Here is a 25,568-nt window from a genome sequence, read left to right on the forward strand (position 1 = left end):
AGGCAAAATAATATGAATCTAATGGATGTTGCCGAAGCAACTTTATTGACCCCGTATGACTTAGACACCAATAAGCTAGATCGAGTATTTGATGCGCTAGTTGGGCCTAGCACAGACTTGGCCGACCTTTATTTTCAATCCAAACGCTCGGAAGGGTGGAATTTGGAAGATGGCATTATTAAATCGGGTTCGTACAGCATTAGCCAAGGGGTGGGTGTGCGTGCGGTCAGCGGCGAAAAAAGTGGTTTTGCCTATTCTGATGATATCGGCCTTGATGCGTTATTGGCGTCTGCAAAGTCAGCCTCTGCAATTAGTAAAGCGGGTCAAAATGGTCGTGTTAATGCGTGGAAGCGCCAGTCTGCTTTTGACGCACGCTATACCGCTCACAGCCCGTTAGATAGTCTTACAGAAGTTGAGAAAATAGAGCTACTGCGTCTAGCGGATACCACTGCTCGTGCGGCTAGTCCGTATGTTGAGCAGGTGATGGCTAATATTGTGGCGACTCATGAAGTTGTGTTAGTGGCTGATCATAATGGTCATTTAAGTGCTGACGTGCGTCCATTGGTACGCATGGGTGTGACGGTCATTATTGAAAAAGATGGCAAGCGTGAAAGTGCCGGTTCAGGTGGTGGTGGTCGTTTTGGTTTGGACTATTTCACTCAAGCAGACCGTGTGAAAGGCTACGTGGACGAAGCAGTTAGACAAGCATTGATGAAATTAGAAGCTGTGGATGCGCCAATGGGCGAGCAAACAGTTGTCCTCGGTAATGGTTGGCCGGGTGTGTTGCTACATGAAGCCGTAGGGCATGGTTTAGAAGGTGACTTTAACCGTAAGGGTACTTCAGCATTTAGTGGGCGTATTGGTGAACAGGTAGCGTCTAAAGGCGTAACTGTTGTTGATAACGGCACTATGCAAGATCGTCGTGGCTCGTTAACGGTGGATGATGAAGGTGTGCAAACACAGTGCACGACATTGATCGAAGACGGCATCCTGAAGGGCTACATGCAGGATAAAATGAATGCAGGCCTGATGGGCGTAGCGTCTACAGGTAATGGTCGTCGTGAGTCTTACGATAGCTTGCCAATGCCTCGTATGACCAATACCTACATGCTTGCAGGTGAGCGTGACCCTCAAGAGATTATTGAGTCGGTTGAAAATGGTTTGTATGCGGTCAATTTTGGCGGCGGACAGGTTGATATTACTTCGGGCAAGTTCGTATTTGCAGCTTCAGAAGCTTACCTGATTGAAAACGGCAAGGTGACTCGTCCAGTTAAAGGCGCAACGTTGATTGGAAATGGCCCTGAAATAATGAACCGCATTAGCATGATTGGTAATGACCTTGAGTTAGATCCAGGTGTTGGTGTGTGTGGTAAAAGCGGGCAAAGCGTACCAGTAGGAGTAGGTCAGCCTACTTTGAAAATTGATGGAATGACAGTTGGCGGGACGGCAGGATAATGAAAACAATGGACTCTCAAAAACAGCGTTTACTCGACTTATCAAAGCAAGCTCTCGATGAAGCTAAAAAATTGGGCGCGAGTGATGCAGCCGTGGGCATTAGCACAGGTGATGGTTTATCTGTCGATGTACGCATGGCTGAAATTGATAAATTAGAATATTACCGCGACCAAGGTTTAGGGGTGACTGTGTACTTCGGTCAGCGCCAAGGTGCATCAAGTACCAGTGATTTGTCGGAAGGTGCTATTCGCGATGCGGTTAAAGCAGCTTGTAATATCGCTAAATACACCTCTGAAGATGACTGCTTAGGACTTGCGGATGCTGACCTAATGGCAACCGATATTCCAGACTTTGACTTGTATCACCCTTGGGACTTGACCGCTGAGCAAGCGATCGAACAAGCGATTGCCTGTGAGAATAGTGCGCGTGAGTTTGATCCGCGTATTACTAATTCAGATGGTGCCAGTGTTTCGACTTACAGCGGTATTAGTTCGTATGCAAATACTAATGGCTTTGCGGACGTTAGAGCGAGTAGCTCACACTCACTGAGTTGTTCTGTGATCGCTAACGAAGCTGATGGTGGCGGTATGCAGCGTGATCATTGGTACACCAGTTCACGTTTTTCTGATCAGTTAGATAGTGCAGCGTCAGTGGGTCGAAGAGCGGCTGAAGAAACACTTTCTCGCTTGGGTGCTCGTAAATTAACGAGTCGTCAGGCACCTGTTTTATATATGCCTCAATATGCGAGTGGCTTGCTGGGGCACTTTACCTCAGCGATTAGCGGTGGCTCTTTGTACCGCAAAGCCAGCTTTCTGGTTGATAGTATTGATACTAAGGTATTTCCTGATTTTGTTAATTTGTATGAACGTCCTTACATTTATCAAGGAAATAGTAGTTCTGCTTATGACGCTGAAGGCGTTGCAACACAGGACCGTGATTTTGTTAAAGATGGGATCGTTCAATCATATATTTTAGGCAGTTATTCTGCGCGTAAGCTAGGCTTAAAAACGACTGGAAACTCGGGTGGTTTGCGTAATTTTACGGCTGATTCTACTGGGCAGAACTTTGATGAAATGCTCAAACTAATGGATACAGGTTTATTGGTTACTGGCTTAATTGGTAGTGGAATTAACGGTATCACGGGTGACTATTCACGTGGCGCAGTTGGCTTCTGGGTTGAGGGGGGCGTTATTCAGTACCCTGTGGAAGAGATTACTATAGCGGGTAACTTGAAGGACATGTTTAGCAATATTGCAGCGATTGGTAATGACCGTGATGAGCGACTTTCAACGCGGACTGGCTCTATATTAGTTGAGCAAATGATGATCTCAGGAGAGTAGTGCTATTTCAGCCTCCTTGGCGTATTATAAATGAGGGCATTTATAATAAATCTAAGCGCGTGAGGGGTTGGATTGGAAAAAATCTGGCTAAACCAATATCAAGAAGGCGTTCCTGCGGTCATTGACCTTCGGGAATTTTCTTCGCTTGCAGATATGTTCCGCCGTAGTGTGGAGCGTAATGCAGACAAAACTGCTTTTATTAGCTTTGATAAAAGTATGAGCTACCGACGGCTTGATGTTTTGAGTCGTCGGTTTGCTAGCTACCTCGTCAATCAATTGGATTTGAACCAAGGCGACCGTATTGCCTTAATGATTCCAAATCTAATGCAGTACCCAGTTGCATTTTACGCTGCTTGTCGTGCCGGAATCGTTGTCGTTAATATTGACCCGCTGTGTACCCAATCTGAGTTGCGCTATCAATTAAAAGACTCAGGATGCCGCGCAGTTGTTTTACTTGAAGACTGTGCTAGAAGGTTGTCGCGTATCATCGCAGAGACCGATGTTGAGTCCGTTATTGTTACTCAAGTGGCAGACCTGCTAGGGCCTGTAAAGCGATTAACAATGAACAGTTATCACAAGTGGATAGCGGGCCGTGTTCCCATCTACCATTTACCTAATAGTGTCTCATTTAGTCAGGCACTGCGTTCATCTGTTTCAATCTACGCTGACCCTATAATCAATGCGCATGACCTTGCGTTATTGCAGTACACCAGTGGCACCGAAGGTGTTCCAAAAGGGGTCATGCTTAGTCATCAAAATCTCTATGCCAATGTATTACAAGCGAGCGCATGGACGTCGACAGTTGTCTCATTACAGGGAACTGCATTGGCTGTAATGCCATTTAGTCATATCTTTGGTTTTACTGCGAATTTCCTTTTTCCGATCAGGCAGGGTGCTTGTAGTTTACTGGTTGCAGACGCTAGAGACTGTGAGTCCATCGTCAAAATCATGGAGAAAAACGCCTGCTCAAGTCTTGTGGGTGTGAGTACTTTATTTAATAAACTCTTAGAGGCCAAAGGCTTTGAAGATTTGGACTTTAGCGAGTTAAAAATATGTCTTTCTGGTGGTATGCCGATACATAAAGCAGTGGCACGAAACTGGTCACAGGTAACCGGTTGTGAAATTACAGAATGTTACGGAATGACTGAGACGTCACCTGCAATTACAGCGAACCCACTTAGTTTATTAAAGTATAGCGGTTACCTTGGCGTTCCATTGCCTTCAACCGAAATATCTATTCGAGATATGCGAGGTAACGAGTTAAACCAAGGTGCTGAGGGCGAGCTTTGGGCCAGGGGTCCGCAGGTCATGCTGGGTTACTGGAAGCAGCCACAAGCAACTTATGGTGCGTTGTGTAAGGATGGTTGGTTTAGAACGGGTGATGTTGCGATGGTATCCGAAACCGGTATGGTCAAAGTAATTGATCGCCTACGGGATATTGTTAATGTGTCAGGCTTTGTTGTCTATCCCAGTGAGGTAGAGAAGCTAATGCTTACTCATGAGAGTGTGGAAGATGTTGCAGCGGTTGGTCTGCCAGATGATCGTTCTGGCGAAGTTGTTAAGCTCTTTGTTGTGGGAAAAGATGGCTTTGATGATACTGAGGCGCTACACGCATTTTGTAAAATAAAATTGAGTGGTTATAAGCGCCCCAAAGAGATTGAATTTGTTGAAAAGATACCACGTTTCAAGTCGGGCCGATTATTGCGCCGCGAGTTGAGAAAACCCAGCAGCACTTAATACCGGTGTTTGACTGCTTGTTTCGTTGCTTTTCGTTTCAGCATAATAAGCCTGCTTAAACGATGTCATGTCATAGTCTTTAATCAATCGACTTAATTTATTAGGTACGCCTTTGCGTCCTACAAACTGAGTGATTAGCCATTTAGCGGGTACTTTCCCGTATTCTTTTTTTACAAACTCCAGTTCATCAGCATCCACTTCATAAGGATGCATATAAAATACAGAAGAGTCTGGTAGTGGCTTACTTAAAAAGCGAGTCATTTGGTAAGGCGAAAGTCTGAAATATCCACCACCAAAGTAGGGCAGTTTGTAACTGCCAGCAGTGATGTAGCTTAAGTAGTGCTCGTCTATTTCGTAGTCTTTGAAGATACTTAAATCGTACTTTTTTTCTATACCGTACTTGATCACCTTCATCGGGAATAGCGAAGAGTCATAACGAATACCATTAGTCGCTAACGCTTCGCAGAACTCAGGGAAAAGGTGTTCGCGAATGGAGAAGTTGGGCGCACGAAAGCCAATGACTTTTTGGCCGCCTGCATCTTCAAGCAGTTTGACGGACTTGCTGATATCTTCCAGCATTTCCTTACTACTCATGCTGTAGATATTTTGATGTGAGTAGCCGTGAGAGGCGACTTCGTGGCCTTCTTCGGTCATACGTTGAATGAGTTGTGGGAACTTTTCAGCAACATTACCTAAGGTGAAGAATGTCGCTTTGGTATTATTCTCAGACAGGATGTCCATCACTTTGTGAGTGCTATGTAATACGCGCTCAGTGACAGGGTGATTTCGATTTAGAACAGACTGTGACCAGTCTTCAACATCAACTGTAAAAATCATTTTCAGCTCATTATTGTTAGATTTATAAGACAAGAATGCCGTCAGTCGGTTATAAAGTCTTGTAAAATGAGGACTAACGGGAGGCGATCAGATAAATGGTTAGGCTTGATGTGGACTATTTTAACACTTCCGTTATTTTATAAGTTCGGGTATTATTCTCCGCCTGAATCGGGGCGTAGCGCAGCCTGGTAGCGCACCACACTGGGGGTGTGGTGGTCGCAGGTTCGAATCCTGCCGTCCCGACCAGTATCCTTTCTTAAGTTAGCTTTCTTTTAGCTAAATAATACGCCATCATCGATAACCCAATCGGTGCTCTACAGCGAATGCCGATAGCAACGCTGAGTATCCTCATGACAAAAGCAACACTAATCCGCCGCACAATCCCGACTGATCTTCCTGAGTTAAGTAATTGCTCCGCGTTGTTACAACGTATAGTCGCAAGTCGTGGTGTGGTAGATGATGAGGCGCTCTCAACAGAGCTTAAACAGCTTCACCCGATTGGAAGCTTGTTAGGTATAACCGATGCCACCGATCGTCTGTCAGAGGCTTTAAAGCAGCAAGAGCGCATACTCATCGTTGGTGACTTTGATGCAGACGGTGCAACCGCTACATCTCTCATCGTTAGAGCGTTACGAGGTTTTGGTTTTCAGCATGTTGAATATATTGTACCTAATCGATTTGAATACGGTTACGGTCTCACGCCAGAAATCATTGATGTCGCAAGTCCTCATAACCCACAATTAATTATTACGGTCGATAATGGTATTTCCAGTGTTGAAGGCGTGGATTATGCCGCGTCACTGGGCATCGACGTCATTATTACCGATCATCATTTGCCGGGTCGTACTGCACCTGCTGCAGTAGCGATTGTTAACCCAAATCAGCACGGTGATGACTTTGCATCAAAGAACCTAGCGGGTGTAGGTGTTGTTTTTTACCTAATGCTAGCGTTCAAACAGGTGTTATCTAAAACGAGTTATTTTGCTGATTCAGGCGTTACGCCACCCAATATTGTTCAGTGGTTAGACCTCGTTGCGCTCGGCACTGTTGCTGATGTCGTACCATTGGATACCAATAATCGTATTTTGGTGGAGCAGGGCTTGCGACGTATTCGCAGTGGTCATTGTAGCCAGGGCGTATTGGCGCTACTAAGAATAGGTAAAAAGAACCCTCAACAAGTCACGAGTCAAGATCTTGGTTTTGTGTGTGGGCCACGATTAAATGCAGCTGGGCGCTTAGATGACATGTCACTCGGTATAGAGTGCTTGCTAACAGAGTCCGCTGATACAGCGATGGACTTAGCGGCTGAGCTTGATGAAATGAATCGTACGCGTCGTGAGTTAGAGTCGGGTATGAAGGAAGATGCGTTAAAGCAGCTAGATACGATTGATTTAGATCGTGATCAACTACCTCCCATTATTTGTTTGTTTCATGAAGAGTGGCATCAAGGTGTTGTCGGGATTATTGCAGCGCGTATTCGTGAACGTTATTTCCGTCCTTGTATTATTTTTGCACCGGGTACGACAGGTGAAATCAAAGGTTCTGGGCGCTCTATTCCCGGTATTCACATGCGCGACGTCATTGATCGGGTTGCAACCAAGCATACTGGTTTAGTTGAAAAGTTTGGTGGGCATGCAATGGCGGCCGGATTGAGCCTCAAGAATAATGACTTTGCTGAGTTTAAGGATGCAGTAGAGGCGATCGTCACTGAGCACACCGAACCAGAAGTGTTCCAAGAAGAAGTTCTGAGTGACGGCAGTCTAGAGACTGAAAATTATAGTTTAAGTACTGCTGAAGAGTTGGCTCAACGCATCCCGTGGGGACAAGGTTTTCCCGCACCAGTGTTTGACGATGTGTTTGAGATTGTAGAGCGAAGGGTGTTAAAGATGGTACATCTTAAGCTTATGCTTCGAGCGAAAGGTCACTCTGCGTTATTGCCTGCGATTGTATTTAACGTTGACCCTGAGGCGTGGCCTCAAGTGGGAGATAAAGCGCATCTGCTCTATCAGTTGGCAGTGAATGAATACAATGGCCAGCGATCGCTACAACTAATGGTGCAGCGACTGCTGGACTAAGTATTTCTTAATGACTACTAGCAGTTACTGAGATTTAGTCGCTGTTAGTACACCGCTACGACCAAGGGTATAAATAACGCCATCGCTATTAAGTGGAGGCGTATTGTAACCTGCAGGGTCACCTGAAATGCGGCTAGTAATTTTACCTTTCGGTGTCGCAATCCAGTGTATATTTCCTTGCTTATCTGCCACAACAATATGACTACCGTCTTGTGTCAGTGTCGGTGCTGTTGGTTGGCGGTTTTCAAGAGCATCTTGTTTCCACATTTGCTGTCCATTTTTTGGATTCAGCTTCCAAACATTACCGTTGTCATCGGTACTGTAAACACCACCAGCATTAGCCTCTGCACCCGTAAATGATGAGAATGCTCTCGTCCAGCCAACCGTACCTTCACCAATGTTAGCGCCAACAATACGTCCGTTGCCGTTACTTGTGAATAATGCGGTACCCAATGACTTTAGACGACCATCAATATCAGCAAGCTTGTCTACTTCAGAGCCGCTTTTTTGTGTTGATAATTTGATTTCCCACACTGGTTGACCTGTTTTAAGGCCGTAAGCCGCAACTACGCCGTTATCAAAACCAGCAATGACGCCATTACTAACAACTAAAGGAACACTTGCGCCATAGAGTGAAAGTTCAGGTGTGCGCTGAACACGTTGCCACAGGATCTCACCATTCTTGCTGTTGAGGCCGTGAAGCTTGCCATCAATAGTACGAACAACCACCACGCCTAATGACGCTTTTGATACTGCTAAAACTTCTGTTTCAACGTTGCTAATCCACTTGATAGCACCAGTAGTTGCATCTAACGCAACTGCTTTACCGCTATTAGTACCTGCGAATACAAAGCCTTCGCCACCGTTTACACCACCGGTGATGTGTTCTCCAAGAGACTGTTTCCATAGCGATTTACCGCTATTTTTGTCCCAAGCAGAAACACCACTACCAGCTGCCGCATACACCGCGATGTTATTGGCGTATGGGTGAATCTTTACGTGGCTTAAAGCGGTGCCAGTATTAACCTGCCACAACTTACTTGCTGTGGCAGTACTAGTAATCTTCTCAAGTGGTTTTAGCACGGGAGCAACATAAGATGCTTTTTGTTGCCCGCCTAATAGTTGACTACCCGGAAAGGATTGACCGCTGCAGGCGGAAATTCCAATACTTGCCGATAAAACCAAAATACTGTTTAAGACATGGGGGGGTAGTCTTTTATTCACGTGGTTACGCTCCTTTACCAAGGTTATCACGCTTCATTTGCAAGTACTGAACCGAAGTTCCGTCAGCGCTTGAGATGGCTTTGTCATAAGCCGTGCGTGCTTTGTCTAAATCCTTTTTAGCAACAAATAAGTCGCCTTTGATCTCTTCTACTAAAGAAGTGTAAGCCACGGCTAGACCCGTATCCAGCAAAGATTCTGCTTCGCTTAATTTTCCTTCAGCGATATAGACACGTGCTAATCGAAGTGTCGCAATGTCCGCTACATTCTTGTCTTTTGCATCTAATGCTACCTTCAAAGAAGCAATAGTTGCCGCAGGATCAGTCTGACTAGTCTCAGCAGCTGACGCTAGCGCAGCAAGTGCTGCATAAGGTGTAGAGCTATATTCTGATGTTACAAAGTTCAATGCTTTAACTTTATCAGTTGTTGCAATCGTTGCTTTTTGAAATAGAGCTGAGGCCGTTTCAGCTTGGTCTAAGTTGTATTGCTTCCATTGTTGAAAACCAAATACACCTGCTACAGCAACAGCAACACCTACTGCAACTGAGGTACCATTTTCACGCCACCAAGCTTTGAGTTCTTCCGAACGCTCGTCATCAGTCTTTAATTCATCAGCCATTATTATTCTCCGTCAAAATCTATAGTTGCTAGGTGTGAAGCTAAGTCATCAAATGAGACTTGGCTTTGCTCGCTTTTAAGGCGTAGCGGTTTCAAGCTTACGACTTTTTCAGTCAGCTCGTTATCACCTAAAATAATTGCGTAAGTAGCACCAGACTTATCAGCACGTTTCATTTGTGCTTTAAAGCTGCCACCACCACAGTTGTTTGTTATGCGTAAGTTAGGAAGTGCATCACGTAAATTTTCTGTGATCTTCAGTCCTGCCTTTTCAGCATCAGAGCCTTGCGTGACCACATAAATATTGGGTGCAAAGTCAGGTGTTTCAATACCTTGCTCCTCTAGTAATAGCAGGATGCGCTCTAAGCCCATTGCAAACCCAAGGCCTGTGTTTGGCTTGCCGCCCAATTGTTCAACTAAGCCATCGTAACGACCACCGGCACAAATAGTACCTTGTGTGCCAAGCTCAGTAGTTACCCACTCAAATACGCTGCGACAATAATAGTCTAAGCCACGAACTAGGCGAGGGTTAACGACATAGTCGATCTCCATCTCTTCTAGTAATTCTTTTAAGCGATCAAAGTGAATTTGTGATTCTTCATCCAAGTGATTTAGAAGCTGTGGTGCTGCTTCGATCATTTCCTGCATCGCTGGATTTTTACTATCTAGTACACGCAGAGGATTAGTTTTCATGCGACGCTTAGAGTCTTCATCAAGCAGCGCTTCATGCTGCTCAAAGTAGGCAACTAGTACGTCACGATATTTTGCGCGTGCTTCACTGCTACCCAATGAGTTGATTTGTAGTTCAACGTTCTTGAGACCTAGTCGCTTCCAAAGACGCGCAGAGATTGCAATAACTTCAGCATCAATGTCTGGACCTGCGATACCAAAAGTCTCGATACCTGCCTGATAAAACTGGCGGTAACGACCTTTTTGAGGGCGCTCGTGGCGGAACATTGGACCGATGTACCAAATTCGTTGTTGCTGGTTATACATGAGTCCGTGCTGGATACCTGCACGGACGCAACTAGCAGTACACTCAGGACGCAGCGTTAGGCTATCGCCATTTCGGTCGTCAAATGTGTACATTTCCTTTTCAACAATATCTGTAACTTCACCAATTGAACGACAGAATAGATCTGTTGACTCAAGTACAGGCGTACGAAGTTCACGATAACCGTATTGTGTAAAAAGTTCACGAATGGTGTTTTCGAGATGCAGCCATGAAGCTGACTGATCCGGCAGGATGTCGTGCATCCCGCGGATCGATTGAATGACTTTAGCCATAGTTAATATAAGTTTCTGCGTTATTCGATTGTAAAGTTAGCAACACTGCCGCGGATAAAAGGTGTCATATCAAACGGTTTTCCATCAACGGTTAGCTCAAGACCTTGTGCGTTACCAACACGAATAACCATTGGGCGAGCAAGTGTGAGTTCTTTGCTTTCACCTTTTTGAGAAAGGGCTTCAAAGAGCTTTTTCTTATCATTGTCACGAATACGCATCCAAACTTCATCATTAAAGGTTAGTTTTAGTACGCTGCTGCCTTCTGGCGTTGCTGTCGTGCCTTCTGCTGTTTCATCAGTCGCTTTTGCATCAGCTACTACTTGTTCTGTCGCTGCCGTAGCGTCTGTACTAGCAACTGTTGCATCTGCCGTAGCAGGTGTGTCTGCTGATACTGGAGCATCTCCAACGCCAGGGAAGCTAACGTTGCCATCAGTGCCTACAACTGCTTGGCCAGTACCAGTACTGTTCGTTGCATCAAGTGCTGAGCCACCGATAGGTAGTGGTGCTGGAATATTGCCAGTCAATAGAGGGTTGTCGCTCTGGTTTGTCAGGGTGAACCCTGGGTCAGATTGATCCGAAAACGAACTCCACGTATTGCCAGCCCATTCTCTAACGCTAGGTATCATGCTTAATATAGCAAGCAAACCAACTAACAGAATAAGCAACGCAAGCTTCAACATCCCCGAGCTCATGCCACGCTTTTTATTTCTAGTCGCAGGAGGGGTGTTGAAGTGGTAGTCCAGTTCGTTCGGCTTAGCACCACGTAACTTTTCGTAAGCGTTGATCATATCGGTAGGATCAACCTCTGTGTACTTTGCAAAACTGCGTATGTAGCCACGCACATACGGAGGCTCAGGCAACCCATCAAGGTTTTCAGCTTCGATAGCCGTAATGATTTTTGGCGATAGGCATAACGCTTCAGCAACCTGATTTACGTTTAAACCGTGCTCTTCCCTGTGGCGACGAAAGATAGAGGATAAATCACCCGGTAGTACGTCAGTTGCTACAGGTAACTCGTTTGTTTGCTCTGTTGCCATGAATGCCTAATTCCGTTTTATGTTGCTTCGCTATCAAGTGATGGAAGCTACTTACCAGTCTTTATTTACTTCTTCGATAATTTACTGCTGCATTGGTTAACAGCGCTTAAATCACCTAGTTGTGTATTTATTTTTTCGCACAGCAGTACTGTTTCAGGTACTACGTGGTTGTTCTCGTTGTAGCGCTGAAGGAAAGCTTGAGCTAGCGAGTAATCACCTTGCTCATATTTTAACTTTGCCATCTGAAATAGTGCGGATCCGAAGGTCGGTTTTCTTTCGAGTGATTTTCGGAAATATGCTTCAGCTTTTACAGTGTCCCCCGACTTTTTCGCGCAAATTCCAGCGTTAGTGTATGCGAATTCAGGCGTAGTATAAAGCGGATCATTAATTGCAGCTAAAAATTGTTTTGAAGCAGCTTGATAGTCGCCGTTTCTGCACAGGTGAGAGCCATAATTATTCAATAAGTGAGGATCTTTTGGTGAAAGGCGAATTGCGCGACGAAAATATTTGTCAGCTTCTTGGTTTTTACCAAGGCGCTGCTGCAATAACGCAAAGTAGTGGTGCACTTCACCAGAGTTAGGGTCTTGATCGAGTGCTTTCTTTAGTTTTTCGTTAGCTAGGTTAAGGCGGCCTGTTCGAGTGTACTCAGCACCAAGTCTTGCGTTGTAGCCAGCCGCTTCTGCTTTTTTAGGAGCAGGGCGGCTTTCATTGCTGCTACACCCTACGAGAGTAGCAAGGCATAAGATAAGTACGGTAAATGATTTTATTGTTATTATTTTTGTGTTCATTTTTCTAGGTGATTCCTTTTTCCAGCTTGGCAAAGTGGATAGTGCGTCGACTGCGGTCTTGAACTTCACCAGCAAGTTGTCCGCAAGCCGCATCAATATCTTCACCCCGTGTTTTACGGGTCATGACGACCATGCCAGCATTCGCTAAAATATCATAGAACCTGTGAATCCTATTATTCGACGAACGCTTGTAGCGTGTGTCTGGGAATGGATTAAATGGTATCAGGTTGACTTTAACTGAGAGTCCTTTCAGAACGTGTGCCAGCTCACGAGCATGCTCGTCAGTGTCATTCACGCCGTCTAGCATTACATATTCCATTGTAATGTGTTCACGTGCTGCTTTGCCTTCTAAGAAACGATGGCAAGCGGCGAGTAATTCTTTAATTGGGTATTTCTTGTTGACAGGGACTAGTTGGTCTCTGAGAGCATCATTGGGTGCGTGCAAAGAAACAGCCAGCGAAACATCGATACGATCACGAAGGCGGTCTAATGCAGGAATGACACCTGAGGTACTTAATGTCACGCGGCGCTTACTTAGGCCGTATGCATTGTCATCAAGCATTAAGGACATTGCATCAACAACGTTTTCGAAGTTAAGCAGTGGTTCGCCCATGCCCATCATTACTACGTTAGTAACAGCGCGGCTTGAGTTCGGGTCAGGTTGGAGGGCTTTTCTAGCAATCCAAAGTTGGCCAATGATTTCAGAAACGGTTAGGTTTCTGCTAAAGCCTTGTCTTGCGGTAGAGCAGAACGTGCAGTCGAGTGCGCAGCCTACTTGTGAGGATATGCACAGTGTTCCGCGTTCAGCTTCTGGTATATAGACTGTTTCAATACAGTTGCCGTCATGTAGACGCAGTACCCATTTGTGGGTGCCGTCTTCAGAGGCTTGATCTAATATCACTTCAGGCAGGCGGATCTCAGCCACTTCGGCAAGATCCGCTCGCATGGTTTTACTAATGTTTGTCATCTGATCAAGGTCATCAGCGAGATGCTGATGTAACCACTTGATCAGTTGCGTGGCACGAAATGGCTTCTCTCCACGTTCAATTAGGAAAGCTTTCATTTTGTCACTACTCAGATCGAGTAGATTCGTTTTCTTCGTACCAGCTTGACTCATTACTTAAACCTTAATCTTAACGTAGACGAGGGCAAAGCTCTTCTTTTGCAAAGAAGTACTCAGTCTCGATATTAGCATTTTCTAGACTGTCAGAACCATGAACAGCGTTCTCATCAATGCTTTGAGCGAAATCAGCGCGGATAGTTCCAGCGTCTGCTTCTGATGGGTTAGTTGCGCCCATTAGTTCACGGTTCTTAAGAACAGCGTTCTCGCCTTCTAGAACTTGAATCATAACAGGACCAGAAGTCATGAAAGAAACTAAGTCGTTGAAGAAAGGACGCTCTTTATGTACTGCGTAGAAACCTTCAGCATCAGCTTGGCTAAGCTGCTTCATTTTAGAAGCTACAACCGTTAGGCCTGCCTTTTCAAAGCGAGAGTAGATTTCGCCGATAACATTTTTAGCAACTGCATCAGGCTTAATGATTGAGATTGTGCGTTCGATAGCCATGAAAGACTCCAAATTATAGTGTTAAATTCCAAATACTTCGATGCCCATAGGGGGCAATTCGGGCGCCATTGTACTGTTCGTCGCATGGGGCGTAAACAGAATAATGAGTTACTTTCAATGTTTTACCGGATGTTTACGGTAATTCTAGCCCAAATGATCTTAGTATCCCGCAGAGTCGTATTAATGGTAGCCCAATTAATGCAGAAGGGTCGTCTCCTTCCATACTTTTAAATAAAGTGACACCCAATCCTTCTGATTTGAAGCTTCCTGCACAGTTATAAGGTGTTTCTAGTCGTAAGTATCGATCTATCTCCTCTAATGTTAGTTCTCTAAAGTGTACATAATAAGGAACAAGGGCGAGTTCGTAGTTGCCAGTCTTACTATCGAGTACGCATAAGCCTGTCAAAAAGCTGACTTGTTGTCCTGAGCTTTCTAATAATTGTTTAACGGCAGCATCGTGGTGTCCGGGCTTTCCATGTATGTTGCTATTTAATACGCTGCATTGATCTGAGGCGATGATTAGGCTGTCCTGGTGTCTAGACGCAACTTTGCGAGCCTTCTCTAAGGAAAGTCTCCTTACAAAGTCTTCTGGTGATTCATCTAAAAGTAGGCTTTCATTAATATCGGGAGAATCAGTAATAAAGGTAAGGTGGAGGCGTTCTAGTAGTTCTTTACGAAAACTAGAGCTAGATGCGAGTACTAAAGATTGCTTAGACATAATAATTTGGTGTTGATGGGCTTTCTGGAGTCATATTATAGGTGTGCTTATGACTAACGATTTGACCGAGTATGCATATAAAAGGCTAATAAAACCCTTTCTTAGTGAAAAGTAACGAAAAATACTTTACATGCCTAGGTAGAAATTCTTATAATCCCGCGCCTATGTCAACTAGGTTACCAATAGAAGTTAATCCATTCCGTCTTATCGAGCAGCGGCGCGAGCTCGACGGCGAATTTCCGATTAATCGCTTCTCACGAATCGCAGATCTATTAGCGGATAACGAAGGTGTTATCGAAGCTACGTTATCTTTTGGAAAAAATGAATTAAACTTACCCTCCATACATGGACACTTAACAGGGCAGTTACAACTGATCTGTCAGCGTTGCATGAAGTCGTGTATTTACATTATCGATCATCCAATTGATCTGGTAATGGTAACAAGTGATGAGGCGGCTGAGCGACTACAAGGTAGTCACGAAACCTATCTAGTTGAAGAAGGGCGGATTTTCCTTCAAGATTTTGTCGAAGATGAGATTTTGTTAAATATTCCGCAGATGGTAATGCATGATCAATGTGACCCTGCGCGACCATTGATAGAGGCATTACCAGAGACCGTATCGCAAACACTGGATGATGAGAAAGAAAATCCTTTTGCAGTGTTGCAAAATCTTAAGAAACCAGGCAATTTAAATTAACGTACTTCACAGTCGTTTGCCTACTTGGAGCTAGAACCATGGCAGTACAGAAAAGTAAAAAAACACGTTCAAGACGTGGTATGCGTCGTTCACACGATTCTTTGACACCAGCAACATTGTCTGTTGATCCAGTATCAGGTGAAACTCACCTACGTCACCACATGACTCCAGACGGTTTCTACCGTGGTCGTCAGATCATCGCTCCTAAAGTAGTAGCTGAAGATCTAGACGAAGGCGAAGAGTAAGCGATAATTCGCTCTCTAACAAAGATCTTTAGAATCGCGGGCTTGTCCCGCGATTTTTCGTATTGCACACTAAAAAACATTGGAAGTCAGACATGAGCTCGCACTACCGTATATCCTTGGATGCCATGGGTGGCGATCATGGTCTTTCAGTAACTGTTCCTGCTGCTTTGGAATCCCTAAAGAAGTACGATGATATTTCTCTTATTCTCGTTGGCGATGAGGCTCAAATTACCGAGCATCTTACGCAACACAGCGCAGCTGATAATCCTCGCATTACTGTTCGCCATGCTTCACAAACCGTTGGAATGGATGAGCCACCCGCATTAGCGTTGCGTGGAAAAAAAGACTCTTCTATGCGTATAGCAATTAACCTTGTTAAAGAGGGTGAGGCAGACGCAGTTGTGAGTGCCGGTAATACTGGGGCTTTAATGGCTACAGCACGGTTCGTTTTACGCACACTACCAGGTATTGATCGTCCTGCTATCTGTAGTCAAATTCCGTCAAATAACGGGCATACACATATGCTTGATTTGGGCGCTAACATTGACTCGACGGCTGAACATTTATATCAGTTTGCGGTAATGGGTTCAGAGTTAACACGTGCTATCGATGGTATTGAAGAGCCTACTGTCGGCTTACTTAATATTGGTCAGGAAGACATAAAAGGAAACGAGCAGGTTAAATCTGCAAATCGTTTGCTGAAAGCAGGTCACCTGAACTATATTGGTTACGTCGAAGGCGACGATATTTTCTCCGATCACGTTGATGTTGTTGTCTGTGATGGTTTCGTTGGTAATGTTTCGCTTAAAACTATAGAAGGTTTAGCAAAAATGTTATCTAACGAGCTTAAGAAGCACTTCACGAAAAACCTGTTAACTAAGTTAATGGCTTTGGTCGCGATGCCTGTTCTAAAAGCACTGAGTAAACAGTTTGATCCTAGAAGCTACAACGGCGCAAGTTTTCTGGGTCTACAGGGGATCGTGGTTAAAAGCCATGGTGGGGCAGACAGCTTTTCACTAGCAAACGCAATCAGTGTTGCTCGAAAAGAAGTGATCGCAGAAGTACCACAAAAAATTCGTCATCGCTTGCAAGCGCTAGTCGATGATGAGCAACAAGCAAAAGCATCATAAAGGTTTAACTATGTATTCACGCATTACGGGCACGGGCAGTTTTCTACCGCCAAAGATTTTGACCAATCATGACCTGGAAAAGATGGTAGATACCTCTGATGAGTGGATTTTTGAGCGAACGGGGATAAAAGAACGTCACATTGTTGATGGTGAGACCGTCTCCGAGTTAGGCGAGCACGCATCTCGTCTTGCGCTTGAAATGGCTGGTAAAACAGCGAATGAAGTTGATCTAATAGTATTTGCGACAACGACAGCGGATGTCGTTTTCCCGAGTACGGCCTGCCTACTGCAACAGCGTTTAGAGATTACTAATGAATGCACGGCGTTTGATGTTCAAGCAGTATGTACTGGTTTTGTCTATGCCTTAGGTGTTGCTGATAAGTTTATTAAGAGCGGTACACATAAGTGTGCATTGGTTGTTGGCGCAGAAGCAATGTCAAATATCATCGATTGGACTGATCGTGGTACGTGTATTTTGTTTGCTGATGGCGCAGGTGCTGTTGTACTGGAAGCTGATGAAGAGCCAGGAATACTATCTACACACCTTCATGCGGATGGACGCTACGAGCATTTACTTAATGTAACGGGCGGTATTTCAAAAGGGCGTGAAGCTTATCTGAAAGGTGAAGCGTTCTTACAGATGAAAGGAAATGAAGTTTTCCGTTTTGCTGTAAAAACATTGGGTCGTATTGTTGATGAAACATTGGCTGCCAATAACATGGATAAGTCGGATATCGATTGGCTAGTACCTCATCAAGCCAATATCAGAATTATTACTGCGACCGCGAAAAAGCTTAAAATGTCGATGGATCAAGTTGTTGTGACGGTTGAGCGGCATGGTAATACGTCAAGTGCATCGATTCCTTTAGCCTTAGATGAAGCGGTTCGTGATGGACGTATTCAGCGAGGCCAGACAATATTATTAGAAGGGTTCGGTGGTGGCTTTACTTGGGGTTCTGCACTCATACGCTACTAGTGTGTACTAGCTTATGACTGAGCCGACGCCAGATACTTTTGATAGCAAGGCATTCTTAAAAACAGTGCCACATAAGCCCGGCGTTTATTGCATGATGAGTGCTGATAATACGGTGCTCTATGTTGGTAAAGCTAAAGACTTAAAGAATCGTGTTTCCAGTTATTTTCGAGGGAATCTAGTAAACCCTCGAATTTGGTCAATGGTAAAACAAGTACGCAACGTACAAATAACCATTACTGAAACCGAAGCTGAAGCACTACTCTTAGAAAGTAACCTCATTAAAAAGCACAACACGCGTTACAACGTGGTGCTGCGTGATGATAAAAGTTACCCTTATATTTATGTGTCTGATGGTAAGTTTCCTCGAGTGACTTTCCACCGTGGCGCTCGTAAAAAGAAAGGCCAGTTCTTTGGGCCTTATCCAAGTGCAGGGGCTGTTCGAGAGACATTGGGGCAGTTACAAAAGCTATTTTTAGCACGTCAATGCGAAGACAGTTACTTTAGTAATCGCTCACGTCCGTGTCTGCAATATCAAATAAAGCGCTGTACAGCGCCTTGTACTAACGAAATTTCTGCTGAAGATTACCGTGAGAGCATAAGTCATACCGTTCAGTTTTTGCAGGGTAAAAATGAGCAACTTACCGACTCATTAGTGTCTAAAATGGATGAAGCAGCGACTCAGTTGAGGTTTGAGCAGGCGGCTGATTACCGCGATCAAATAGAAAAAGTCAGGCTGATTTCTCAGCAACAGTACATAAGTGGCGGGCAAGGTGATGTGGATGTCATTGCTCTACAGCTGGCCTCAGGCATGGCTTGTGTACAGGTGATGACTATTCGCGGTGGTAATAACTTAGGTAGTCGTAATTATTTCCCTAAGCTTCCTGCAATGGCTTTGCAAGAAAACAGCATAATGGCTCATTTTATCGGACAGTACTACCTCAGTCGTACGATACCTGCCAAGCTGCTTCTGAGTCATGAGCCAGATGGTATCGATGTATTAAGCGAGATGCTTAATTTAAAGTCGGATCGAAAGGTGTCGGTGACCTCTAAAGCGCGAGGTACTAGTGCACGATGGGTTGATATGGCGACTAGGAATGCGCTGCATGCCTTGCAAAATCAGCTGATATTAAAAGATAGTGTTGAAAAGCGAATGGATGCGTTGCAAGAGGCGTTGTCATTAGACTATATTCCAAACCGAATGGAATGCTACGACATCAGTCATACCCAAGGAGAGGCGACAGTGGCTTCCCGTGTAGTGTTTGGTCCAGAAGGGCCGATTAAGAGTGAGTACCGACGTTATAATATAGAAGGTATTACGCCCGGTGATGACTACGCTGCAATGAATCAAGTACTTACTCGACGCTTTGGCAAGGTTGAGGAAGATGCTAAGTTACCCGATATTTTGTTTATTGATGGTGGAAAAGGTCAGGTAAGTGAGGCGATTAAAGTGCTCTCATCACTACAGATTTCCGGTGTTGATATCGTCGGTGTGACTAAGGGCGAAGGCCGAAAAGCTGAGCTAGATACATTGACCATTGGTAAACGACGAGTTGAGTTACCTCATCACTCAAGTGCGTTACACTTGATACAACAAATTCGAGATGAAGCGCATCGCTTTGCGATTACAGGGCATAGGCAGCGACGTCAGAAAGCACGTACATCGTCTCCACTTGAAGGTATAGAAGGGTTAGGGCCTAAGCGGAGACAAGAGCTACTCAAGCAGTTTGGTGGTTTAAGAGCGATTACACGAGCAAGTGTAGAAGAGTTAGCTAAGGTGAACGGCATTAGTCGGGCTTTGGCTGAAAAAATTTACGACCGGTTTAATGGTGAATAGCGGTCTACGGTCGTAACATAATCAGCTATGGTAAAAATATGATATTTAACATACCGATATTTCTGACGTACCTCAGAATTGCAGCAATTCCCGTCATGGTGGTGTTGTTTTACTATGACTATCCGTTAGCCACTGCCGTAGTGTTTGGTTTAGCAGGGCTTACAGATTGGGCTGATGGTTACTTAGCAAGACGCTGGGGGCAGGAGTCACGCTTTGGTGCCTTCTTAGATCCTGTCGCAGATAAGTTAATGGTCGCTGTAGCCTTGATCTTAATCGTAGAAAGCCAAGCGAATGCATGGGTGACTATCGCAGCAGCATTGATTATTAGTCGTGAGTTGGTGATTTCAGCGTTACGTGAATGGATGGCAGAAGTAGGGCAGCGTAGTAAGGTTGCTGTTGCTTTCATTGGTAAGTTAAAGACCACTGCACAAATTATGTCTTTGATATTTTTGCTTTACGATAAGACGCTATGGGGTATTCCTTTCCACGAGTTAGGTTTGATCTTCCTTGCGATAGCAACAGTATTGACGATGTGGTCAATGATTCAATATTTGACTGATGCATTTCGTCCAAACTCAGACGAAAAATAAGCATTAAAAAAGGCGCTAACCGTTAGCGCCTTTTTTGTAACTTCAGTATTTTAAGCTGTCGGTAATTAGTGATAGCTAAGGATTATTTCAACTTCTTGCTTAGAGCCCATGATCACTGCAACACGCTGGTGAGGGTCGCCATTCGGCACAACATCCATGATTGACTTATAACCTGTAGAAGCAACTCCGCCAGCTTGCTCAACGATCATCGCCATTGGGTTTCCTTCGTATAATAAGCGAAGTTTTCCGCCAGCTTCACGGTTACGTGCGTCGATTGGGTACAAGAAAACACCACCACGACAAAGGATACGGTGAATCTCACCAACCATTGCTGCAACCCAGCGCATATTGTAATCCTTACCTAGAGGGCCATCTTCGCCAGCTAGGCAGTCAGCAAAGTACTGTTGTACCGCAGGTTCCCAGTGACGCTGGTTAGACGCATTGATTGCAAATTCACTCGTTGTTTCAGGAATCAGCATATCAGGGTGAGTTAATATGAATTCACCAATGCTTGTGTCAAGCGTAAAGCCGTTTACACCGTTGCCCGTCGTCAATACGAACATAGATGATGGGCCGTAAAGACAATAGCCTGCTGCAATTTGTTCAGTACCAGGGCGCGCAAAGTCAGCAGCCGTTGGATCTTTCTTATCAGCTGGCGCTTTCAATATTGAGAAGATTGCACCTACGTCAATATTTACATCCATGTTAGATGAGCCGTCTAACGGGTCAAACGTAACAAGGTAGCTACCGCGGATCTTGCCTTCAGGTAGTGTCAGAATTTCATCTAACTCTTCTGAAGCCATGCCTGCGCAATGGCCATTGTTCTGTAATGCATCAATGAATAGATCGTTTGCGATCAAATCCATTTTCTTTTGTGCATCGCCCATAGCATTTTCGGAGCCAGCTACACCAAGTACACCTGCTAGTGCACCTTTATTAACAAGTGCGGCAATACCTTTACAAGCAATGCTGATGTCATTGAGTAAGCCGGTGAATTCGCCAGTTGCCTTGTCTCCAAGACGACGGTTTTCTTCGATAATAAAGCTTGAGAGGGTAGTGCACTGCTGATCCATGAAAAAGTCCTTTAAGCGAATGAAAGAAAGATCTTATTCTAGACTAGTTACATTGCCAAAGGTATCGGCTAAGTGGCATATAATGTATTGGTATATGGTTTGTTATTAAAAAGTGGGTTTATTCGTGAAAGAAGTGATTTTAAAAGCGACAGGCGCAGAGGATATTTTTCTGGCTGAAACCATTCAAAGTCTTTGGAGTGGTTACGGAAGTTTAGATCGTTACGGGCTGATTGGTGGTACTGGTGGCTCGGTAATCGTCAAACATGTGCGCCTACCAAAACAGGCGCAACATCCTCGCGGTTGGAATACGGATAAGTCACATCTTAGAAAGTTACGCTCTTATGAAGTAGAGAGTCGTTGGTATCAAGATTGGGCACATCGTTGTGGTGAGGATTGTCGCGTGCCTAAGACATTAGCGCTACAGCAACAAGAGGGCGAGTTTGTTATTATGCTTGAAGACTTAGACGCAAGTGGCTATCCCGCTCGAAAAAGCACAGTGTCTATGGTTGAAATCAACGCATGTTTAACGTGGTTAGCAAATTTCCATGCAACTTTCATGGAAGAAAACCCCGTCGGACTGTGGGAAGTCGGCACTTACTGGCACTTAGACACACGTCCTGATGAGTTTGCAGTCATGGAAGAGGGTGAGCTTAAACAGGCCGCATCAATGTTAGATAACGCGTTGTCAAAAGCACCTTTTCAAACAATCGTTCATGGTGACGCTAAGTTAGCTAACTTTTGTTTCTCGTCAGATGGAGCAGAAGTAGCCGCTGTAGATTTCCAATATGTCGGTGGTGGCTGTGGAATGAAGGATGTCGCTTATTTTATTGGTAGTTGTCTAGATGAAGATGAATGTGAGCAGATGGAAGCGGAGTTGCTGGATATTTACTTTGGCGCACTCAAAAAAGCATTGTTGATTTATTACCCATCCATTGACTCTTTGCAGGTAGAACAAGCATGGCGACCTTTGTATTCAGTGGCGTGGACAGATTTTTATCGCTTTCTTAAAGGCTGGAGCCCTAATCATTGGAAAATACATAGTTATAGTGAGCGACTGGCTCAACAGGTGGTGAAAAGTTTGATGCTTTAGGTGTTTTTTTTAACTTATATGCTAGGAATACCTTTATTAACTATGATTCATGACTAGCAGACATCAGCAATCCTCGGTATCCTTCCTCTCTTTATAGATTAATACCAGTACGCTTATGCAGGAACAATACGATCATTCTACCGTTGAAGCCGCCGTTCAAACTTTATGGGACGAGCAAAATGCTTTTGCTGTAACTGAAGATGAAAGCAAAGAGAAGTACTACTGCCTGTCTATGTTCCCTTATCCTAGTGGTAAGCTGCACATGGGGCACGTGCGTAACTACACTATTGGTGATGTAATCAGCCGTTTTCAGCGCATGCTGGGAAAGAATGTGCTGCAACCAATGGGCTGGGATGCATTTGGCCTTCCTGCTGAAAATGCTGCAATTAAAAATAACGTACCGCCTGCTGCTTGGACTGACGCCAATATCGACGATATGCGTGGCCAACTACAGCGCATGGGCTTTGCTTATGACTGGTCGAGAGAATTAGCAACCTGCAAGCCTGACTACTATCGTTGGGAGCAATGGTTCTTCTTAAGACTGTTAGAGAAAGGTTTAGTTTACCGTAAGAAAGCAACGGTAAACTGGGATCCGGTTGATAACACGGTACTAGCCAATGAGCAGGTTGTTGATGGTCGCGGTTGGCGCTCTGGTGCTTTGGTTGAGCAACGTGAGATTGATCAGTGGTTCTTAAAAATCACTGCGTATGCTGATGAGTTACTTGAAGATGTTCAGAAGCTAGAAGAGTGGCCAGCACAAGTTCGCACAATGCAGGCAAACTGGATTGGTCGTTCTGAAGGTGTAGAACTTGAGTTCGGTCTTGAAGGCTCCGAAGACGTAATGTCAGTATTTACCACACGCCCAGACACTTTATTAGGTGTGACGTATGTAGCGGTTGCTGCACAACATCCTATCGCACTTGCTGCTGCGGAAAATGACGAAGCGCTTAAAGCCTTTGTTGATAGCTGTAAGAATGCTAAAACAGCAGAAGCTGACATGGCGACCATGGAAAAGCGTGGTATGCCAACAGGCGCTTACGCTATTCACCCACTGACTGGCGAGACTGTGCCTGTTTGGGTTGCTAACTTCGTATTGATGTCATATGGCTCAGGCGCAGTAATGTCTGTACCCGCACATGATGAGCGTGACTGGGACTTTGCTAAGAGCTACGGTTTACCGATTAAGCAAGTGATAGCACCTGCAAATGGTGATGACTTTGATGTTCAAGAAGCGCCTTTTATTGAAAAAGGTACTGTGGTTAATTCCGGTAAATTTGACGGATTAAGCTCGGACGAAGCATTTGATGCTATTGCAGAGCTATTAAAGTCTGAGACTAAAGGCCGTAAGACGATCAACTATCGTTTACGCGACTGGGGTGTTTCTCGACAACGTTATTGGGGCTGCCCAATTCCAATTATCTATTGTGATGATTGTGGTGCAGTACCTGTGCCAGAAGACCAGCTACCAGTTGAGCTTCCACCAGAAGTAACATTTGACGACTCTGGCTTATCGCCAATCAAGCAAATGCCAGAATTTTATGAAACAAAATGTCCAACGTGTGGCGGTGATGCGACGCGTGAGACAGATACCTTTGACACATTCTTTGAGTCATCTTGGTACTACGCACGCTTCACAGGGCCTGATAACGACAAGTCTATGTTGGATGAGCGTGCTGATTACTGGTTGCCAGTTGATCAGTACATTGGTGGTATTGAGCATGCGGTATTGCACTTATTGTATGCGCGTTTCTTCCATAAGCTGATGCGTGATGAAGGTCTAGTGGATAGCGATGAGCCATTCACAAAGCTACTAACGCAAGGCATGGTACTGGCTGACACGTATTACACTGAGAATGATAATGGTGGTCAAAACTGGATCGCTCCTCAGGATGTAACAATTGCGCGAGATGAGCGTGGTAAAGCAACCGGTGCAACGTTAACAGCGACAGGTGAAGAAGTTAATTCACCGGGCATGAGTAAGATGTCTAAGTCGAAAAATAACGGTGTAGACCCGCAAGCGCTGATTCAGCAGTACGGTGCAGATACATTGCGTGTGTTCTCAATGTTTGCAGCGCCGCCTGATCAAAGCATGGAATGGTCTGACTCTGGTGTTGAGGGTGCAAACCGTTTCCTTAAGCGTGTATGGCGCATGGTTAATGATCATGTTTCTACAGGTGAAAAAGCTGAGTTAGATACGTCTGACTTGAGTGACTCACTAAAGAGCTTGCGTCAGAAGTTGTATCAAACATTGACGAAAGTGACGGATGATATGCAACGTCGTTACACCTTCAATACCGCTATTGCAGCGAATATGGAGTTGATTAACGAGATATCTAAGATTAAAGATAATGATGAGCAGACTCGTGCTGTACGTCAGGAAGCCTTAGAAATTGCGGTATTGATGCTTGCGCCTATCGCGCCACACATTGCTCAAGAGCTTTGGAATGGTCTTGGTAACACTGACACAGTGATTGATTACCCTTGGCCAGAAGTAGACGAGCAGGCACTAGTACAGAGTACTGTTCAGTTGATGGTTCAAGTCAACGGTAAGCTTCGTGGTAAAATCGATGTTGATGTTGATACGGACGAAGACACTATCAAAGCACTGGCTCAGTCAAATGAGAACGTGGTTCGCTTTATTGAAGATAAGACGATTCGCAAAGTGATTGTGGTGAAAGGTCGATTAGTTAACATTGTTGTTGGCTAACTCACGAAAAAGGAAGGCAGTATGCGATTGACTCGGTTGACTAAGCTGGTAGGAAGTGCGGTGCTCTGTTTAACGTTGAGCGCGTGTGGATTTCAGCTACGTGAGACAACGCAGCTGCCGACCGAATACCAACAGATTGGCTTACAGGGTAATGACCTTGAAAAAGGGCTCGGCGATGTATTGCGAGATGCCTTTATTGATGCGCGTAGTGAGCTACGTACTGATAAAGGGCTCAGTACCCAGCTAGTTATTAGTAATTTAGAAGAAGACGATCGTGTCGCATCCTATGATGCTGACCTTGATGTTCGTCAATATTTGTTATTCCTGGTTTTTGATTACGAAATAATGGTGGATGGTAAAGCGGTTGCTAAACAACGCATTCGCTTAGATAAGACCATTAACTACGACTCTGACTATGTACTGGGTAAGCAGGAAGAAGAAGAGCAGATTCGTAAGACCTTGCGTGAAGATGCGGCACGTTTGATTCTACTGAGACTTAAAAGTATTACACCGTGATTGCGGTGCTAAGATTTTTCTGGTAGAAAGGCCG

23 protein-coding genes and 1 tRNA gene are annotated in these 25,568 nt (G+C 44.7%); 14 read left to right on the forward strand and 10 right to left on the reverse strand.

All coding sequences use genetic code 11. The features are described 5' to 3' along the window. The first annotated feature begins 12 nt into the window (after positions 1–12). From tldD to DKT75_RS13260, 3 genes are all read left to right on the forward strand, one after another. Positions 13–1,455, forward strand: coding sequence for a metalloprotease TldD (gene tldD, locus DKT75_RS13250; protein WP_109823918.1), 1,443 nt, complete (start codon positions 13–15; stop codon positions 1,453–1,455). Next, positions 1,455–2,795, forward strand: a complete 1,341-nt coding sequence (gene pmbA, locus DKT75_RS13255) for a metalloprotease PmbA (RefSeq protein ID WP_211665422.1) — start codon at positions 1,455–1,457, stop codon at positions 2,793–2,795. Before tldD ends, pmbA begins: the two co-directional genes overlap by 1 nt. A gap of 72 nt (positions 2,796–2,867) precedes the next feature. After that, positions 2,868–4,532 (forward strand): AMP-binding protein, encoded by a 1,665-nt coding sequence (locus DKT75_RS13260; RefSeq protein WP_109823919.1) that lies wholly within the window; start codon positions 2,868–2,870, stop codon positions 4,530–4,532. Here DKT75_RS13260 and DKT75_RS13265 read toward each other — a convergent pair. Next, a complete protein-coding gene (locus DKT75_RS13265) occupies positions 4,494–5,369 on the reverse strand; it encodes a polysaccharide deacetylase family protein (protein WP_109823920.1) in 876 nt (291 codons plus the stop codon). The genes DKT75_RS13260 and DKT75_RS13265 overlap by 39 nt on opposite strands. 169 nt (positions 5,370–5,538) lie before the next feature. Here DKT75_RS13265 and DKT75_RS13270 point away from each other — a divergent pair. Both DKT75_RS13270 and recJ read left to right on the forward strand, forming a co-directional pair. After that, a tRNA-Pro gene (locus DKT75_RS13270) sits at positions 5,539–5,615 on the forward strand. 104 nt (positions 5,616–5,719) lie between these two features. Beyond that, complete coding sequence (gene recJ / locus DKT75_RS13275; RefSeq protein WP_109823984.1) at positions 5,720–7,444, forward strand: single-stranded-DNA-specific exonuclease RecJ; 1,725 nt, start codon at positions 5,720–5,722, stop codon at positions 7,442–7,444. A 24-nt stretch (positions 7,445–7,468) separates the two neighbouring features. Here recJ and bamB read toward each other — a convergent pair whose 3' ends face one another. The 8 genes from bamB to DKT75_RS13315 all read right to left on the reverse strand — a co-directional run bounded on the left by bamB (position 7,469) and on the right by DKT75_RS13315 (position 14,675). After that, the gene (gene bamB, locus DKT75_RS13280; RefSeq protein WP_158278868.1) at positions 7,469–8,668 is read right to left on the reverse strand and encodes an outer membrane protein assembly factor BamB; all 1,200 of its coding nucleotides are present in this window, start codon (positions 8,666–8,668) and stop codon (positions 7,469–7,471) included. Between the two features lie 4 nt (positions 8,669–8,672). After that, positions 8,673–9,284 carry a YfgM family protein gene (locus tag DKT75_RS13285; RefSeq protein ID WP_109823922.1) on the reverse strand — a complete coding sequence of 204 codons (612 nt, stop codon included), beginning with the start codon at positions 9,282–9,284 and terminating at the stop codon, positions 8,673–8,675. Positions 9,285–9,286: 2 nt separating this feature from the next. Continuing rightward, the gene (gene hisS, locus DKT75_RS13290) at positions 9,287–10,567 is read right to left on the reverse strand and encodes a histidine--tRNA ligase (RefSeq protein WP_109823923.1); all 1,281 of its coding nucleotides are present in this window, start codon (positions 10,565–10,567) and stop codon (positions 9,287–9,289) included. 20 nt (positions 10,568–10,587) lie between these two features. Continuing rightward, positions 10,588–11,604: a RodZ domain-containing protein gene (locus tag DKT75_RS13295; RefSeq protein ID WP_109823924.1), complete on the reverse strand. Its 1,017-nt coding sequence runs from the start codon at positions 11,602–11,604 to the stop codon at positions 10,588–10,590. 65 nt (positions 11,605–11,669) lie between these two features. Then, positions 11,670–12,392 (reverse strand): type IV pilus biogenesis/stability protein PilW, encoded by a 723-nt coding sequence (pilW, locus tag DKT75_RS13300; protein ID WP_158278869.1) that lies wholly within the window; start codon positions 12,390–12,392, stop codon positions 11,670–11,672. 4 nt (positions 12,393–12,396) lie between these two features. After that, positions 12,397–13,509: a dual-specificity RNA methyltransferase RlmN gene (gene rlmN, locus DKT75_RS13305; protein ID WP_109823926.1), complete on the reverse strand. Its 1,113-nt coding sequence runs from the start codon at positions 13,507–13,509 to the stop codon at positions 12,397–12,399. Between the two features lie 16 nt (positions 13,510–13,525). Next, positions 13,526–13,957 (reverse strand): nucleoside-diphosphate kinase, encoded by a 432-nt coding sequence (gene ndk / locus DKT75_RS13310; protein WP_109823927.1) that lies wholly within the window; start codon positions 13,955–13,957, stop codon positions 13,526–13,528. 133 nt (positions 13,958–14,090) lie between these two features. Beyond that, complete coding sequence (locus DKT75_RS13315) at positions 14,091–14,675, reverse strand: Maf family protein (RefSeq protein ID WP_109823928.1); 585 nt, start codon at positions 14,673–14,675, stop codon at positions 14,091–14,093. Between the two features lie 164 nt (positions 14,676–14,839). Here DKT75_RS13315 and DKT75_RS13320 point away from each other — a divergent pair, with 164 nt between their 5' ends. The 6 genes from DKT75_RS13320 (at position 14,840) to pgsA (ending at position 20,148) form a co-directional block, all read left to right on the forward strand. Beyond that, positions 14,840–15,373, forward strand: coding sequence for a YceD family protein (locus tag DKT75_RS13320; RefSeq protein WP_109823929.1), 534 nt, complete (start codon positions 14,840–14,842; stop codon positions 15,371–15,373). Positions 15,374–15,411: 38 nt separating this feature from the next. After that, positions 15,412–15,618 (forward strand): 50S ribosomal protein L32, encoded by a 207-nt coding sequence (gene rpmF / locus DKT75_RS13325; RefSeq protein ID WP_109823930.1) that lies wholly within the window; start codon positions 15,412–15,414, stop codon positions 15,616–15,618. A 92-nt stretch (positions 15,619–15,710) separates the two neighbouring features. Next, entirely contained in the window at positions 15,711–16,748 is a 1,038-nt protein-coding gene (gene plsX, locus DKT75_RS13330) for a phosphate acyltransferase PlsX (RefSeq protein WP_109823931.1), read from the forward strand. 10 nt (positions 16,749–16,758) lie between these two features. Continuing rightward, positions 16,759–17,724, forward strand: coding sequence for a beta-ketoacyl-ACP synthase III (locus tag DKT75_RS13335; RefSeq protein ID WP_109823985.1), 966 nt, complete (start codon positions 16,759–16,761; stop codon positions 17,722–17,724). A 13-nt stretch (positions 17,725–17,737) separates the two neighbouring features. Further along, complete coding sequence (uvrC, locus tag DKT75_RS13340) at positions 17,738–19,558, forward strand: excinuclease ABC subunit UvrC (RefSeq protein ID WP_109823932.1); 1,821 nt, start codon at positions 17,738–17,740, stop codon at positions 19,556–19,558. 38 nt (positions 19,559–19,596) lie between these two features. After that, complete coding sequence (pgsA, locus tag DKT75_RS13345) at positions 19,597–20,148, forward strand: CDP-diacylglycerol--glycerol-3-phosphate 3-phosphatidyltransferase (RefSeq protein WP_109823933.1); 552 nt, start codon at positions 19,597–19,599, stop codon at positions 20,146–20,148. Between the two features lie 65 nt (positions 20,149–20,213). On the opposite strand, the gene DKT75_RS13350 is transcribed toward pgsA, so the two are convergent. Then, entirely contained in the window at positions 20,214–21,221 is a 1,008-nt protein-coding gene (locus tag DKT75_RS13350) for a class 1 fructose-bisphosphatase (RefSeq protein ID WP_109823934.1), read from the reverse strand. 124 nt (positions 21,222–21,345) lie between these two features. Between DKT75_RS13350 and DKT75_RS13355 the strand changes: the two genes are divergently transcribed. From DKT75_RS13355 to DKT75_RS13365, 3 genes are all read left to right on the forward strand, one after another. Further along, positions 21,346–22,311: a phosphotransferase gene (locus DKT75_RS13355; RefSeq protein ID WP_211665424.1), complete on the forward strand. Its 966-nt coding sequence runs from the start codon at positions 21,346–21,348 to the stop codon at positions 22,309–22,311. A gap of 115 nt (positions 22,312–22,426) precedes the next feature. Next, positions 22,427–25,018 carry a leucine--tRNA ligase gene (leuS, locus tag DKT75_RS13360; RefSeq protein ID WP_109823936.1) on the forward strand — a complete coding sequence of 864 codons (2,592 nt, stop codon included), beginning with the start codon at positions 22,427–22,429 and terminating at the stop codon, positions 25,016–25,018. A 21-nt stretch (positions 25,019–25,039) separates the two neighbouring features. Continuing rightward, on the forward strand, positions 25,040–25,534 hold the full coding sequence (locus tag DKT75_RS13365) for an LPS-assembly lipoprotein LptE (protein ID WP_109823937.1): 495 nt from the start codon (positions 25,040–25,042) through the stop codon (positions 25,532–25,534). Positions 25,535–25,568: the final 34 nt, after the last annotated feature.

The sequence above is a fragment of the Leucothrix arctica genome, from assembly GCF_003172895.1.
GTDB lineage: Bacteria > Pseudomonadota > Gammaproteobacteria > Thiotrichales > Thiotrichaceae > Leucothrix > Leucothrix arctica.

Coding starts and splice junctions, on each gene's coding strand:
- tldD (WP_109823918.1), top strand. CDS start 13: ATGAATCTAATGGATGTTGCCGAAGCAACTTTATTGACCCCGTATGAC.
- pilW (WP_158278869.1), bottom strand. CDS start 12,392: ATGAACACAAAAATAATAACAATAAAATCATTTACCGTACTTATCTTA.
- plsX (WP_109823931.1), top strand. CDS start 15,711: ATGAGCTCGCACTACCGTATATCCTTGGATGCCATGGGTGGCGATCAT.
- pgsA (WP_109823933.1), top strand. CDS start 19,597: ATGATATTTAACATACCGATATTTCTGACGTACCTCAGAATTGCAGCA.
- leuS (WP_109823936.1), top strand. CDS start 22,427: ATGCAGGAACAATACGATCATTCTACCGTTGAAGCCGCCGTTCAAACT.
- pmbA (WP_211665422.1), top strand. CDS start 1,455: ATGAAAACAATGGACTCTCAAAAACAGCGTTTACTCGACTTATCAAAG.
- rlmN (WP_109823926.1), bottom strand. CDS start 13,509: ATGAGTCAAGCTGGTACGAAGAAAACGAATCTACTCGATCTGAGTAGT.
- rpmF (WP_109823930.1), top strand. CDS start 15,412: ATGGCAGTACAGAAAAGTAAAAAAACACGTTCAAGACGTGGTATGCGT.
- DKT75_RS13365 (WP_109823937.1), top strand. CDS start 25,040: ATGCGATTGACTCGGTTGACTAAGCTGGTAGGAAGTGCGGTGCTCTGT.
- DKT75_RS13350 (WP_109823934.1), bottom strand. CDS start 21,221: ATGGATCAGCAGTGCACTACCCTCTCAAGCTTTATTATCGAAGAAAAC.
- DKT75_RS13315 (WP_109823928.1), bottom strand. CDS start 14,675: ATGTCTAAGCAATCTTTAGTACTCGCATCTAGCTCTAGTTTTCGTAAA.
- DKT75_RS13285 (WP_109823922.1), bottom strand. CDS start 9,284: ATGGCTGATGAATTAAAGACTGATGACGAGCGTTCGGAAGAACTCAAA.
- DKT75_RS13335 (WP_109823985.1), top strand. CDS start 16,759: ATGTATTCACGCATTACGGGCACGGGCAGTTTTCTACCGCCAAAGATT.
- ndk (WP_109823927.1), bottom strand. CDS start 13,957: ATGGCTATCGAACGCACAATCTCAATCATTAAGCCTGATGCAGTTGCT.
- DKT75_RS13320 (WP_109823929.1), top strand. CDS start 14,840: ATGTCAACTAGGTTACCAATAGAAGTTAATCCATTCCGTCTTATCGAG.
- hisS (WP_109823923.1), bottom strand. CDS start 10,567: ATGGCTAAAGTCATTCAATCGATCCGCGGGATGCACGACATCCTGCCG.
- DKT75_RS13265 (WP_109823920.1), bottom strand. CDS start 5,369: ATGATTTTTACAGTTGATGTTGAAGACTGGTCACAGTCTGTTCTAAAT.
- DKT75_RS13295 (WP_109823924.1), bottom strand. CDS start 11,604: ATGGCAACAGAGCAAACAAACGAGTTACCTGTAGCAACTGACGTACTA.
- uvrC (WP_109823932.1), top strand. CDS start 17,738: ATGACTGAGCCGACGCCAGATACTTTTGATAGCAAGGCATTCTTAAAA.
- recJ (WP_109823984.1), top strand. CDS start 5,720: ATGACAAAAGCAACACTAATCCGCCGCACAATCCCGACTGATCTTCCT.